12 protein-coding genes are annotated in these 14,690 nt (G+C 59.3%); 4 read left to right on the forward strand and 8 right to left on the reverse strand.

The annotated features are described in order from the left end of the window. Positions 1-125 precede the first annotated feature (125 nt). From nirB to cobA, 4 genes are read left to right on the forward strand one after another with little or no spacing between them, the layout of a single operon-like run. Positions 126-2,579, forward strand: coding sequence for a nitrite reductase large subunit NirB (gene nirB, locus HZ99_RS08295; protein ID WP_038442304.1), 2,454 nt, complete (start codon positions 126-128; stop codon positions 2,577-2,579). Then, positions 2,576-2,893 (forward strand): nitrite reductase small subunit NirD, encoded by a 318-nt coding sequence (gene nirD / locus HZ99_RS08300; protein WP_038442306.1) that lies wholly within the window; start codon positions 2,576-2,578, stop codon positions 2,891-2,893. Before nirB ends, nirD begins: the two co-directional genes overlap by 4 nt. Then, positions 2,893-5,601: a nitrate reductase gene (locus HZ99_RS08305; RefSeq protein ID WP_038442308.1), complete on the forward strand. Its 2,709-nt coding sequence runs from the start codon at positions 2,893-2,895 to the stop codon at positions 5,599-5,601. The genes nirD and HZ99_RS08305 overlap by 1 nt, the downstream gene beginning before the upstream one ends. An 11-nt stretch (positions 5,602-5,612) precedes the next feature. Further along, a complete protein-coding gene (gene cobA, locus HZ99_RS08310) occupies positions 5,613-6,350 on the forward strand; it encodes a uroporphyrinogen-III C-methyltransferase (protein WP_038442309.1) in 738 nt (245 codons plus the stop codon). A gap of 60 nt (positions 6,351-6,410) precedes the next feature. Here cobA and HZ99_RS08315 read toward each other — a convergent pair whose 3' ends face one another. The 8 genes from HZ99_RS08315 to ppsA all read right to left on the reverse strand — a co-directional run bounded on the left by HZ99_RS08315 (position 6,411) and on the right by ppsA (position 14,541). Beyond that, positions 6,411-7,391 carry an OmpA family protein gene (locus HZ99_RS08315; RefSeq protein WP_038442310.1) on the reverse strand — a complete coding sequence of 327 codons (981 nt, stop codon included), beginning with the start codon at positions 7,389-7,391 and terminating at the stop codon, positions 6,411-6,413. A 107-nt stretch (positions 7,392-7,498) separates the two neighbouring features. Then, complete coding sequence (sigX, locus tag HZ99_RS08320) at positions 7,499-8,089, reverse strand: RNA polymerase sigma factor SigX (protein ID WP_038442311.1); 591 nt, start codon at positions 8,087-8,089, stop codon at positions 7,499-7,501. Positions 8,090-8,175: 86 nt separating this feature from the next. Next, positions 8,176-9,000, reverse strand: a complete 825-nt coding sequence (locus HZ99_RS08325) for a mechanosensitive ion channel family protein (RefSeq protein WP_032863385.1) — start codon at positions 8,998-9,000, stop codon at positions 8,176-8,178. A 2-nt stretch (positions 9,001-9,002) separates the two neighbouring features. Beyond that, positions 9,003-9,248 (reverse strand): hypothetical protein, encoded by a 246-nt coding sequence (locus HZ99_RS08330; protein WP_038442312.1) that lies wholly within the window; start codon positions 9,246-9,248, stop codon positions 9,003-9,005. An 85-nt stretch (positions 9,249-9,333) separates the two neighbouring features. Further along, positions 9,334-10,329, reverse strand: a complete 996-nt coding sequence (locus HZ99_RS08335) for a zinc transporter ZntB (RefSeq protein WP_038442314.1) — start codon at positions 10,327-10,329, stop codon at positions 9,334-9,336. Positions 10,330-10,353: 24 nt separating this feature from the next. Continuing rightward, positions 10,354-10,845: a ribonuclease E activity regulator RraA gene (rraA, locus tag HZ99_RS08340; protein WP_038442316.1), complete on the reverse strand. Its 492-nt coding sequence runs from the start codon at positions 10,843-10,845 to the stop codon at positions 10,354-10,356. Positions 10,846-11,076: 231 nt separating this feature from the next. Then, positions 11,077-12,066, reverse strand: coding sequence for an alpha/beta fold hydrolase (locus HZ99_RS08345; protein ID WP_038442317.1), 990 nt, complete (start codon positions 12,064-12,066; stop codon positions 11,077-11,079). 99 nt (positions 12,067-12,165) lie between these two features. Continuing rightward, positions 12,166-14,541, reverse strand: a complete 2,376-nt coding sequence (gene ppsA, locus HZ99_RS08350; protein ID WP_038442318.1) for a phosphoenolpyruvate synthase — start codon at positions 14,539-14,541, stop codon at positions 12,166-12,168. Between the last annotated feature and the right edge of the window lie 149 nt (positions 14,542-14,690).

Genomic DNA, 14,690 nt, shown 5'->3' on the forward strand with positions numbered 1-14,690 from the left:
CCTTCAACGACGAAGGTGGAGCTCTCCCGAGAGAACGGGACCAGGACAAAGGCGTCCTCGCTAGGTAACTAGCGGGGCGCCTTTTTTGTTTGCGCGTGATTTGTCGAGCCACTGCGGAGAACGACATGAAAAAACTCAAACTGGTGATGATCGGCAACGGCATGGCTGGGGTTCGCACCCTTGAAGAACTGCTGAAACTGAGCACCGAGCTGTACGACATCACCGTCTTTGGCGCCGAGCCCCACACCAACTACAACCGCATCCTGCTGTCACCGGTGCTGGCCGGTGAGCAGACGTTCGAAGAGATCGTACTCAACGACCTGGATTGGTACCTGCAAAACAACATCAAACTGCTGCTCAACCGCAAGGTGGTGCAGATCGACAGGGTCAAACGCAAAGTCATCGCTGAAGACGGCACCGAGGCCGAGTACGATCGCCTGCTGATCGCCACCGGTTCGACCCCGTTTATCCTGCCGATCCCCGGCAACACCTTGCAGGGTGTGATTGGCTATCGCGACATTGCCGACACCCAGGCCATGATCGACACCGCCAGGACCCACAAGCACGCAGTGGTCATCGGTGGCGGCCTGCTGGGCCTGGAAGCGGCCAATGGCCTGATGCTGCGCGGCATGCACGTGACTGTGGTGCACATCGGCGAATGGCTGCTGGAGCGCCAACTGGACAAGACCAGCGGCCAGTTGCTGCAAACCGAACTGGAAAGCCGTGGCCTGGTGTTTCGCCTGAGCGAACAGACCCAGGCCCTGCATGACGCCGGCAATGGCCGCGTGGGCTCGGTGCAGTTCAAAAATGGCGAGGTGATTCCAGCCGACCTGGTGGTGATGGCCGCCGGTATCCGCCCCAGCACCGAGCTGGCGGAAAAGTCCGGCATCCCCTGCAACCGTGGGATTCTGGTCAACGACACAATGCAGACCTACGACCCACGCATCTATGCCATCGGCGAATGTGCCAGCCATCGCGGGATCGCCTACGGCCTGGTGGCGCCGTTGTTCGAGCAGGCCAAGGTCTGTGCCAACCACCTGGCCCAGTTGGGCTTCGCCACCTACAAAGGCTCGGTGACCTCGACCAAGCTCAAAGTCACCGGTATCGACCTGTTTTCTGCAGGCGACTTCATGGGCGGCGAAGGTACCGAAACCATCACCCTTTCCGACCCCATCGGTGGCGTCTACAAGAAGCTGGTGATCAAGGACGACATATTGGTCGGCGCCTGCCTGTACGGCGATACCGCCGACGGTGGTTGGTACTTCCGGCAGATCCGTGAGAACCATGCCATTGGTGAGATCCGTGATCACCTGATGTTTGGCGAAAACGCCCTTGGCGATGTCGGCCACCAAGGCCAGGACAAAGCCATGAGCATGGCCGACAACGCCGAAGTCTGCGGCTGCAACGGTGTGTGCAAGGGCACCATCGTCAAGGCGATTCAGGAACAGGGCCTGTTCAGCGTCGATGAGGTGAAGAAACACACCAAGGCCGCCAGTTCCTGCGGCTCCTGCGCCGGTTTGGTGGAGCAGATTCTGATCAATACCGTGGGCGGTGCCGCCGACGTCAAGCCGAAAAGCGAAAAAGCCATCTGTGGCTGCAGCGACCTCAACCACGGGCAAATCCGCCAGGCCATCCGCGACCAGCACCTGCTGACCATTGCCGGCACCATGAGCTACCTGAACTGGCGCACCCCCAACGGCTGCGCCACCTGCCGCCCGGCGCTGAACTACTACCTGATCTCCACCTGGCCGGGGGAAGCCAAGGATGATCCGCAATCGCGCCTGATCAACGAACGGGCCCACGCCAATATTCAGAAAGACGGCACCTACTCGGTAGTCCCACGGATGTGGGGCGGTGTGACCAATCCTTCCGAACTGCGGCGGATTGCCGATGTAGCCGACAAATACAAGGTGCCGATGGTCAAGGTCACCGGCGGCCAGCGTATCGACTTGCTGGGCATCAAGAAACAGGACCTGCCCGGCGTGTGGAAGGACCTCGACATGCCATCCGGGCACGCCTACGGCAAATCCATTCGCACGGTGAAGACCTGCGTCGGCAGCGAGTTCTGTCGCTTCGGCACGCAAAATTCCACGCAACTGGGCATCGAGCTGGAGCATGACCTGTTCAATATGTGGTCGCCCCACAAGGTCAAGCTGGCGGTCTCCGGGTGCCCGCGCAACTGCTCGGAAGCCGGGATCAAGGATGTAGGCATTATTGGCGTCGACTCTGGCTGGGAGATGTACATCGGCGGCAATGGCGGGATCAAGACCGAAGTCGCGGAGTTTTTCGTCAAGCTCAAGACCGCCGAAGAGGTGCGCGAATACAACGGTGCCTTCCTGCAGTTGTATCGCGAAGAAGCCTTCTATCTGGAGCGCACCGTGCACTACCTGCAACGGGTCGGCATGGAGCATATCAAGAAGGCCGTGCTGGAAGACCCGCAGCGACGCCGGGCGTTGAACGAGCGCCTGCAATTCTCCCTGTCGTTTGAACAGGACCCGTGGAAAGAACGCCTTGAGCAGCCGTTGCTGAAGAAGGAATTCGACACCATCGCCGTCAAACAGCTGGAGGCAGTGCTATGAATTGGCTCGATATCTGCGCCCTCGAAGAAATCAACGCCCTGGGCTCGCGCATCATCAGTGGCCCGAAAGGCGAAATCGCGATTTTTCGTACCAGTGACAACGAAGTGTTCGCCCTCGACGACCGTTGCCCGCACAAGGGCGGGCCGTTGTCCCAGGGGTTGATCTATGGCAAACGCGTGGCGTGCCCGCTGCACAACTGGCAGATCGACCTGGCCTCCGGCGAAGCCCAGGCCCCGGATATCGGGTGCGCCCACCATCATCACGCCCGGGTGGAAAACGGCCGAGTGATGCTGGCCCTGCGGGACGCCGGTTGATGAACCGCCAGGTCACCGCATCGACCTGCTGCTACTGCGGGGTCGGCTGCGGCGTGCTGATCGAGCATGATGGCGCGCAGATCCTCGGCGTCCGTGGCGATCCATCGCACCCGGCCAACTTCGGCAAGTTGTGCAGCAAGGGTTCCAGCCTGCACCTGACTGGCGACCTCGCCTCCCGGGCGTTGTACCCCGAACTGCGCCTGGGCAAAGGCCTGGCCCGTGGCCGCACCGATTGGGACAGCGCCCTTGACCACGCCGCCCATGTGTTCGCCGATACCATCGCTGAGCACGGTCCTGACAGCGTCGCGTTCTATATCTCCGGGCAACTGCTGACCGAGGACTACTACAGCTTCAACAAACTCGCGCGAGCCCTGGTGGGCACTAACAATATCGACAGCAACTCCCGGCTGTGCATGTCCTCGGCGGTGGTCGGCTACAAGCGCAGCCTGGGTGCCGACGCGCCGCCATGTAGCTATGAAGACCTGGAGGCCAGCGATTGCGTGATGATCGTCGGCAGCAATATGGCCTACGCCCACCCGGTACTGTTTCGCCGGCTGGAAGAAGCCAAGGTGCGCCGACCCGATATGAAAGTGGTGGTCATCGACCCTCGGCGCACCGACACCTGTGACTTGGCAGATATGCATCTGGCGATCCTGCCCGGTACTGATGTCGCCTTGTTCCATGGGATTTTGCATCTATTACTGTGGGAAGACTGGATCGACCGCGACTTTATCCAGGCTCACACCGAAGGTTTGGTCGAGCTGAAACGGCTGGTCCACGACTACACGCCGCAGATGGTCACACAGCTGTGCGGGATCAGCGTCGAGCAACTGCGCCAGTGTGCGCAGTGGGTCGGCACCTCATCGAGCTTCCTGTCGTTGTGGTGCATGGGGCTTAACCAGTCCACCGCAGGTAGCGCAAAGAACAGTGCCCTGATCAATCTGCATCTGGCCACCGGTACTATCGGGCGCCCTGGCTGTGGGCCTTTTTCCCTGACCGGCCAGCCCAACGCCATGGGCGGCCGGGAAACCGGCAGCCTGTCGAACCTGCTACCGGGCCATCGCGACGCCAGCAACCCCGAGCACCGCGCACAAGTGGCTGCTTACTGGGGGGTTGAACAATTGCCATCCAGCACGGGGCTGACCGCCATCGAACTGTTCGAGCAGGTACAGGCGGGCAAAATCAAGGCTCTGTGGATCGCCTGTACCAACCCTGCGCAATCCTTGCCGGACCAGAACAGCGTGCGTCAGGCCCTGGCTGCGTGCCCGTTCGTGGTGTTGCAGGAAGCGTTCCGCACCACCGAAACCGCTGCCTTCGCCGATCTGTTGTTGCCGGCCGCCAGTTGGGGCGAGAAAGAAGGCACCGTGACCAATTCCGAGCGGCGCATTTCCCACGTGCGCCAAGCCATTGCCCCACCGGGCGAGGCACGGGCAGACTGGGCGATTACCGTGGATTTCGCGCAACGCCTGGAGCAACGTTTGCGACCCGGCCAGCCGAGCCTGTTTGCCTTTGACCAACCGGCGCAGGTTTTTGATGAGTTCAAGCAACTGACCCGCGGCCAGGACCTGGACCTGTCAGGTATCAGCCATGCCCTGCTCGACCGGATCGGGCCGCAACAATGGCCGTTTCCCGCCGAGGCCCGGGCCGGCACGCCACGCTTGTACACCGACGGCATCTTCCCGACCGCCAGTGGCCGTGCACACTTTATCGCCGACCCTTATCGCGCCGCCAAAGAACAACGCGATGCGCGCTACCCACTGACCCTGATCACCGGCCGCCTGCGCGATCAATGGCACGGCATGAGCCGCACCGGTACGGCAGCACAACTGTTTGGACACGTCAGCGAAGCCCTGCTCAGCCTGCACCCGGATGAACTGCGCCGGCACCGCTTCAAGGATGGCGATCTGGTCAGCCTGAAAAGCCGCCGTGGCAGTGTGATTGTGGCTGTCACCGGCGATGACAGCGTACGACCCGGCCAGGCGTTCCTGCCAATGCATTGGGGTGATCGTTTCCTCAAGGGCGGCGTCAACACGCTGACTCAGCCGGCATTCGATCCCTTGTCGAAACAACCCGAGCTCAAGCACAGCGGTGTGCGCCTGGAAGCGGTGCAATTGCCTTGGCAGTTGTTTGCACTGATCGAAGGTGATGTACAGCAACACTTCGAAGCCTTGCGTCCGCTTTGCGAGCACTTTGCCTACGTCAGCCTGAGTTTGACCGGTCGCGAACGACCAGCGCTTCTGGTGCGTGCCGCCCATACCGAGGCGCCGGACCTGCAGTTGCTCAAGAGCATCGACCACCTGTTGGGGCTCAATGACGGCCCGGTCATGGCCTATGACGACCCGCGGCGCTCCATCGGTAAACGGGTGAAAATCGAAAAAGGCCGCATTACTGCGATCCGCCTGGCCGGCGAGACCCTCGCCCGTCACTGGCTGCAAAGCCTGTGGCTGGAAGGTCGGGCCGACGAGCAACTGCGGCGCTGGCTGCTGGCGCCGCTCAGCGCGCCGCCCGGTGGTGGAGCCACCCGCAACAGAATTCTCTGCAACTGCAAGAACGTCAGTGAAAACGCCCTATGTGCAGGCATCAACCGCGGCCTGGACCTGGATGGGCTGAAACAGGAACTGGGCTGCGGTACGCAGTGTGGTTCCTGCGTCCCCGAAATCAAACGGCTATTGGCGAGCACCCCGCAGCCGATCGCTATCAGTGTGTGAGGGCAATGAATATGAGCGCAAAAGTCTGGCTGGTGGGCGCAGGCCCAGGTGATCCGGAGTTGTTGACCCTCAAGGCGGTACGGGCCCTGCGCGAGGCCGATGTGGTGTTGATTGATGACTTGGTCAACCCGGCGGTGCTTGAGCATTGCCCCGGTACGCGGGTGATTACTGTGGGCAAACGTGGTGGTTGTCGCTCCACGCCTCAGGATTTTATTCATCGCCTGATGCTGCGTTATGCACGCCAGGGTAAATGCGTGGTGCGGCTCAAGGGCGGCGACCCGTGCATTTTTGGGCGGGGCGGTGAAGAGGCCGCATGGCTCAGGGATCGAGGCGTCAGCGTGGAGTTGGTCAATGGCATCACAGCGGGGCTGGCAGGGGCGACAAATTGCGATATACCGCTGACACTGCGCGGGATCAGTCGTGGCGTAACACTGGTCACAGCCCATACCCAGGACGACAGCAGCCTTAATTGGCGGGCATTGGCCGAAGGGGGTACGACACTGGTGATTTACATGGGCGTGGCGAAGCTTTCAGAGATTGCCCGGCAATTGCTGGAGGGCGGGATGGCCGCTGATATGCCGGTGGCAATGATCGAGAACGCTTCATTGCCTGTGCAACGTGAATGTCGCAGCTCCCTGGCGTGCATGCAGGATGATGCCAAGGCCTTCGCCTTGAAGAGCCCAGCCATCCTGGTAATCGGCACGGTGGCGGCCACGGAGGTGGAAGCAGCCTTGCTGGCCAGCGCCTGAGGCAAATGGCAGGCGAAAAAAAGCCCGGCCTAAGCCGGGCTTTTTTCTACCACTCAGTTATTACTGAGCTTGAGCTTCAACCGATGCTTCTACGCGACGGTTAACAGCACGACCTGCTTCAGTTGCGTTGTCAGCAACTGGGCGGGATTCGCCGTAACCAACCGAAGTGATACGGTTAGGAGCTACGCCATCTTTAACCAGGACTTGCTTAACAGCGTCAGCACGACGCTGGGACAGCTTCTGGTTGTAGGCGTCTGGACCGACGGAGTCAGTGTGACCAGCAACTTCTACGTTGGTAGCTGGGTACTGAGCCATGAAGTCGGCCAGGTTTTTCACGTCGCCGTAGCTGTTAGGCTTAACAACGGCCTTGTCGAAGTCGAACTTCACGTCCAGCTCAACACGAACAACCTGAGCAACCGGAGCTTCTGGCTCTGGAACTGGCTCTGGAGCTGGTGCTGGGGTAGGAGCTGGAGCTGCTGCGCCAGCGTTACCGCCGAAGTTTACGCCCAGGCCGACCAGTGCGGAGTAGTCCCACTTGCCGTTGTCCAGACCGTAGTCAGCTTCAACACCGGCACGAGCGTACAGGTTGTTGGTGAAGTAGTACTTAACACCAGTACCTACGATAGCCAGGGTAGTCTGATCGCGACCAGTGTGGCCGTCAGCACGAACGCTGCCACGGCTCTGGTGACCGAAACCACCTTCTACGTATGGACGCAGGGAGTCGACGCCAGCCTGACCGAAGTGGTACTGAGCAACGAGGCTGCCGGTATCACCTTTGATCTTCTGGTTGCCGGTACCGTCAGTCGAACGGGTGTGGTTGGTCTTGTCGTAGGACAAGTTCAAGGACAGGTCGTCGGTCAGGAAATAACCGATGCGAGCGCCAGGATTGAAGCCGTCTTCGATGTGCTTGACGCTATCGTTGTACTGCTTCTTGTAGAACAGCTCGCCTTCAACTGCGCCTTGGCCTTGTGCCAGAACGCCGAAAGAAGTAGCGGCAATAAGAGAACCAATGGCCAAGCCCAAGGTGTTTTTCAGTTTCATCCGTTAAATCCCCATCTGGTGATTGTAAAGCAGTCCCACATACCGGGGGACAACTCGGCGACAAGTCTAACAGAACTTGCCTACACGTAAGAGATATTTGCACCGAACTAAGTTTCAGTACTGTCCGCAAATTTCTCACGCAATTTATCAAGAGCGCGTTTGTAACGCATTTTTGTAGCACTCAAACCCATATGCATAATGTCAGCAATTTCCTGAAATTCCAGTTCTGCGACAAATCGTAGCACCAGAATTTCCCGGTCAATTGGATTCACATGCACCAACCAGCGATCAAGCCCGCCCTTCTCCTCGGGTGCCGGCGTCTTTTCTTCAGACGCTTCCTCAAGGGGGTCCAGGCTCAACGCGTCCATCAAGCGACGCTTTCGCCGTTCCTTACGATACTGCGTGATGCACTCGTTGTACGTGATGCTGTAGAGCCAGGTTTTGAACTTCGATTTCCCCTCGAAGTTCTTCAGGCCATACAGCACCTTGAGCATCACTTCCTGACAGACATCATCCGCATCGCGATCGTTCCCTAAATATCTTGAACAAACGTTGAACAGAGTGCGTTGATACCTGCGCATCAATTCTTCGTACGCGCGTGTTACGTGAAACAGCTCCGTGTGCGAGCGCGCGACCAACTCCTCATCAGAGAGCTCACGGGGGTCATAGCGCGTGGACAGCGTTTGGGCTTTATTCAAAACAAGTCGTGCCGACAGTCAGGTCAATGTCCACCACACCCTGGCAAGCCAGGATTGCGGCGGCGTACATTAGCAGGATTACCGGGTTAGCGGCTATTGACCTGCTGTTCCAGCAGAACCCGATTGGACAGCGACACTAGTTCGCCATCATCGGTCAGCACTGTAGTTTTCACCGTGCCGATCTCTTCAATCTGCCCTTCGACCTCGCCAACACGCACGTGCTGCCCTACCTGATACAACTCACGCACATAGATTCCCGCAAGAATCTGACCGGCAATTCCCCGGCTCCCCAAACCCATGGCCAGCGCAACGGCCAGACCAACGGTAATCAAAACGATCACAATCACATGGTTGAGCAGGTCAGTCTTGACCTCCAACTGGCTGATCGCCACCGAAATACTGATGATGATCACCAAGCCCTGGGCAATTCGCCCCAGGCCTGCGGCATAGTCCAGGCCCACACCTTCAGCAGCGCCGCGCACCAGACCATTGGCCAACTGCGCTAGCAAAACCCCTACCAGCAACACCAGCGCGCCACCGAATACTTTCGGCAAATACAGCGCCAGCATGTCGAGCGTAGCTGAAACTCGCTCAAGTCCAAGGGATTGCGCAGCAGAAACCAGAAAAATCAGCAAAACAAACCAGTAAACGATCTTGCCGATCAACGTCGAGATCGGTACCTGCAGCCCCACACGCCCCAGCAGCTTGGTCAAACCAGTGCCAGCCATCAAGCGATCGAGGCCCAGTTTGGCGAGCAATTTGGAGAGCAGGGTGTCAAGCAGCTTCGCCACGACAAAACCCAGCAACACCAGCACCAGCGCACCAAACAGGTTGGGAATGAAGTTCGCCACCTTGGTCCACAACGCAGTCATTGCAGTGACCAGACTCTGCGTCCAGAGATCAAGTTCCATATTCAATCAGCCTTATCAGCAGTACGAGCAATAGGTTTACGACGAGAAACAGGTGACACATGGGCAGAACCATTGTTCAGCGCCATCATCAGTGCCGGCACCCAGCGGCCGAGCAGACCAAACAGGTCGCCCGCGCCTACCTGGCGGTTGGCCGTTTTCAGTACGCGGCCCAGGCAAGCATCGTCGTCACGGTTGGACGGCGAAGCGTTAAGCATGTCACGTAGAGACTGTTCAAACGGATCGTGCATAGGGACCTCTCGCAAGTGATTTTAAAGACGAGGGCAAAATTCGTCGGGTCACATGACCTCTCCCGCCGTTCAGGTCACGTTCAGGTCAAACCCAGCGTAAACGTCGAAACAGCCACCACTGCCCAAGGGCCACCGAGACCATTAACAGACAGGCTATCGCGAAGCCATAAGGGCTCTCGGAGAAGGGAATTCCACCCACGTTGATCCCCAGTAACCCTGTCAGAAAACTCATCGGCAAAAAGATCCCGGTGATGATTCCGAAGCGGTACATCGTGCGGTTCATCCGCACGCTCAAACGCCGATCCTCGGCCTCCAGCACCAGCCCCACGCGCTCCCGGCTCAATTCCAGCTCTTCCAGGTAACGGGTCAGGCTGTTATTCAATTCATTCCAGTAGTCGGCATCGTCATCGACGAACCATGGCAGTTTTATGCGTGTCAGCTGCGCAAAAATGTCGCGCTGCGGTGCCAGGAATCGTTTGAGCGCGGCAGCACGCCGACGGATCTGCAGGACACTGCCATGTTCCGGGGTATACCGTTCGTCGGCATCCAGTTTTTCTTCTTCGCTATCGACGATTTCAGAGAGGTCGCTGACCAGATCCTGCACTTTATTGGTCAGGTACTGCGCCATGTACAGGATCAGCTCGGAAGCGGTTCTGGGGCCTTTCCCATCAGCCAACTGCACCAGCAACTCGTCGGTGGCGCGCAAGGGCCGCAGACGCAGGGAGATAACACGGTCAGCCGAGGCAAAGATACGCACCGACACCATGTCTTCCGGCTCTGCCCCTGGATTGAGGTTGATCCCGCGCAAAAACAGCAGCAACTCGTCGTCCGGCAACGGCAACAACCGTGGGCGGGTGTTCTCCTCCAGCAGCAAGTCACAGGCGAACTCGCTCAGGCCACTGGATTTGCGCAACCAGGTCTGGGTCTGGGGATGGCTGCGGTCCCAATGCAGCCACAGGCTTTCCTGGGGCTGCAACTGCAGGTCGTCAAGCTCAGTCCGGGCAATCGAACGCGCACCGCCTTTACCGTCCAGCACCAGGGCATGCACCAGCCCCCATTGCGCGTTTTCTTCCTCGAACATCCTCACCCCTGTCGGCTACTGCAGTTATTCAGGCATTTTCAACGGGCTGGGTGAAACAATCACGCCGTTATTGTCGGCGTAGACATACTCACCGGGACGGAACGTTACCCCGGCAAAGGTCACGGCCCCGCCCAAATCGCCCACACCCTGACGATGGCTCTTCTTCGGATGGCTGGCCAGCGCCTGCACGCCAAGATCGGTCTGGGCGAGGACATCCACATCACGCACACAACCGTAGATCACCAACCCTTCCCAGCCATTTTTCGCGGCGCGATCTGCGATCATGTCGCCCAGCAAGGCGCAACGCAGCGAACCACCACCGTCGACCACCAGTACTTTGCCAGTCCCCTCCAACTCGGCCTGTTCCTTGACCCGAGAGTTGTCTTCGAAGCACTTGACGGTCACGATCTGGCCACCGAAGGAGTCCCGGCCGCCAAAGTTGGCGAACATCGGCTCCAGCACCTGCACCAGGTCCGGGTAGGCGTCACACAGGTCGGGGGTAACGTAATGGTTCATCGAAAAACTCCTGTCGGTGAAAGAAAGGTGCCGAACATCCACAGCTACATCAGGAAAACGCATCGCAACAGGCATTCTTTAATGACCTGCCGCTGCAAGGGCGACAATGATCAAACCCACTAGACTGTAACGCAATAGCCACTTCGCGACTGAATATGACCAGAACAGCCCGGTGCGTCATATCTTATCTGCAAGCCATCCCAAGCGAAACGCCCTCTTTAGAGCCTTTTCTCAGCCAGTCGCGGACACCCGTGCCGGCACTGCAGCCAAAGGTGTCAGTGGATCTTTCAACCAACGCTGCACCAGTGGCCATACTTCGGCCTGGGCGGCTTTACTGACCAGCATCTCGACATGCCCGAAATCATCGCTGAACCCTTGCTTGCGCCCCAGGCACAGGTATTGACGATGCTCGCTGCCCACTTGGTCAAACAGCTTGCGGCAGGCCCAGTCCGGATCTTGACGATCACCAGCGGCACTCACTGCCAGCAGCGGTACATCGACCTCAGCCAGGCCTTTCCACCAGTCGCGCTCGGCATCGCCAAAACGCCCGAACAAACCGTGCCAGCGCATGCTTTCCAGGGCAAGGCCAATGGGTTCGTCTTCCGGACCACGCTTGAGCCGCGAACCGGAAAGTTGAGCAAAGCGCCTCAAGATCAGTCGCCCCCCCCACTCCACCGGCGGAATTTTCAACGGCCAGTAGGTACGGCTGACCTGGCAGCCAAACAGAGCGACCGACGCCACCGCCGGCGCACCCAGATATTGGCCTCCCAGCGCAGCCGCCAGGGTCGTGCCGCCCAACGAGTGACCAATCCAGTGCGGAACCTGCGCACTTTGCTCACGCACAAAGGCGGCAATGGCTGGCAAATCGTAACGAGCATAGTCGGCGACACGATTCCTGGCGTAATCCTGGTTGCGTCGGGAAAGCCCGTGGCCACGCATTTCCGGGATCCACACATCAAAACCCTGGCGCGCCAGATACGCCCCCAGGCCAATCCCTTTGGGCGAATACCAGAAACGGCGATTGGAAAAGCTGCCATGCACCAGTACCACCGGTATGCCACGGCTCTGCGCGACATCGGCCAGCCCCAGGCGCGTCACCGCCAGTTCTACGGTGCCGTCGGGGCTGTTGCCAGGCTTGAGGCGATAGACATCTTCACTCAGGTCGCCACGGCGCTCAGCGCTGATCAAGGCGACGGGAAACAGGTTGCTGCTGCTTTGCATAATGTTCTTGCACAAAAAAGGGCGGCGCCCGGAGGGAGTCCCGCCCTGTACAGAATGAGAAATGCCGGCCAGCCATAGAGGCTGACCGGCAGATGGCAATTACGCCGAGGCTTGGCCTTCAGCCAGGAAGAACCAGGTTTCCAGCACGGAGTCGGGGTTCAGCGAGACGCTTTCGATGCCCTGTTCCATCAGCCATTTGGCCAGGTCCGGGTGGTCGGAAGGGCCTTGGCCGCAGATCCCGATGTACTTGCCGGCCTTGTTACAGGCCTGGATGGCGTTGGCCAACAGCTTCTTGACCGCTGGGTTACGCTCATCAAACAGGTGAGCGATGATCCCGGAGTCGCGATCCAGGCCCAGGGTCAACTGGGTCAGGTCGTTGGAACCGATGGAGAAACCATCGAAGAACTCCAGGAACTCCTCGGCCAGGATGGCGTTGGATGGCAGCTCGCACATCATGATCACACGCAGGCCGTTCTCGCCACGGGTCAGACCGTTTTCGGCCAGCAGGTCAACCACCTGGCTCGCTTCGCCCAGGGTGCGCACAAATGGCACCATGATTTCGACGTTGGTCAGGCCCATCTCGTTGCGCACACGCTTGAGGGCGCGGCACTCAAGCTCGAAGCAATCACGGAACGCTTCGCTGATGTAACGCGAGGCACCACGAAAGCCCAGCATCGGGTTTTCTTCTTCTGGCTCGTAGAGCTTGCCGCCGATCAGGTTCGCGTATTCGTTGGACTTGAAGTCCGACAGGCGCACGATGACTTTCTTCGGCCAGAACGCCGCCGCCAGGGTGCTGATGCCTTCCACCAGCTTCTCAACGTAGAAGCCCACCGGGTCGTTGTAGCCGGCGATGCGCTTGTCGACACTGTCCTTGATTTCCACCGGCAGGCCGTCGTAGTTCAGCAGGGCCTTGGGGTGTACGCCAATCATGCGATTGATGATGAACTCCAGGCGGGCCAGGCCCACACCGGCATTCGGCAACTGCGCGAAGTCGAAGGCGCGGTCAGGGTTGCCGACGTTCATCATGATCTTGAACGGCAGGTCCGGCATGGCGTCGATGGAGTTTTGCTTGATGTCGAAGCCCAGTTCACCTTCAAAGATGAAGCCGGTATCGCCTTCGGCACAGGATACGGTGACGCCCTGACCGTCCTTGAGCAGTTGGGTGGCGTTGCCGCAACCCACGACTGCCGGGATCCCCAGCTCACGGGCGATGATCGCCGCGTGGCAGGTACGCCCGCCACGGTTGGTGACGATGGCGCTGGCGCGTTTCATCACCGGTTCCCAGTCCGGGTCGGTCATGTCGGAGACCAGCACGTCACCCGGCTGGACCTTATCCATTTCGGACACGTCCTTGATGATCCGCACCTTGCCGGCGCCGATGCGCTGGCCAATGGCACGGCCTTCCACCAACACAGTGCCGGTTTCTTTCAACAGGTAGCGTTCCATGACATTGGCCGAGGTGCGGCTTTTCACGGTTTCCGGGCGGGCCTGGACGATATACAGCTTGCCGTCGTCGCCGTCCTTGGCCCACTCGATGTCCATCGGGCACTTGTAGTGCTTCTCGATGATCATCGCCTGCTTGGCCAATTCGCTGACTTCAGCATCGCTGAGGCAGAAACGCGCACGTTCAGCCTTGTCTACATCAACGGTTTTCACCGAGCGACCAGCCTTGGCCTCATCGCCGTAGATCATCTTGATGGCCTTGCTGCCCAGGTTACGGCGCAGGATTGCCGGACGACCGGCTTCAAGGGTGTGCTTGTGTACGTAGAACTCGTCGGGGTTGACCGCGCCTTGTACGACGGTTTCACCCAGGCCGTAGGCGCCGGTGATAAACACCACGTCACGAAAGCCCGATTCAGTATCCAGGGTGAACATCACACCCGCAGTGCCAGTTTCCGAACGCACCATGCGCTGTACACCGGCAGACAGGGCCACCAGTTTGTGGTCAAAACCCTGGTGCACACGGTAGGAAATGGCGCGGTCGTTGAATAGCGAGGCGAATACTTCCTTGGCTGCACGGATGACATTCTCCACGCCACGGATGTTCAGGAAGGTTTCCTGCTGGCCGGCGAAGGAGGCGTCGGGCAGGTCTTCGGCCGTTGCCGAGGAGCGCACGGCGACCGCCATGTCCGGGTTGCCGGCCGACAGGGTGGCGAAGGCCGTGCGGATTTCTGCGTTGAGCTTCTCGGGGAACTCGGCTTCCATGATCCATTGACGGATCTGTGCGCCGGTCTTGGCCAGGGCGTTGACATCATCGACGTCCAGCACGTCCAGGGCAGCGTGGATCTGATCGTTGAGACCGCTCAGCTCGAGGAAATCGCGGTATGCCTGGGCCGTGGTGGCGAAACCACCGGGCACCGAGACACCTGCGCCCGCAAGATTACTGATCATCTCGCCGAGGGATGCGTTCTTGCCCCCCACATGCTCTACATCATGGACGCCGAGCTTATCGAGGGAAACTACGTACTCTACCAAGGTGATCTCTCCACTAACTGTGTTGGAAAAGCTCAGGGCGCCGGTGGCTCAGTAGGAGCAATTACCGGCGTTTGTGGCCTGGACCTGGAAAATAAGTGAGAATGCGGCCCACTGTGGGACGGCAAAATCGCGCCTATCATATCCAAGAT

This window comes from Pseudomonas fluorescens (assembly GCF_000730425.1).
Taxonomy (GTDB): Bacteria; Pseudomonadota; Gammaproteobacteria; order Pseudomonadales; family Pseudomonadaceae; genus Aquipseudomonas; species Aquipseudomonas fluorescens_X.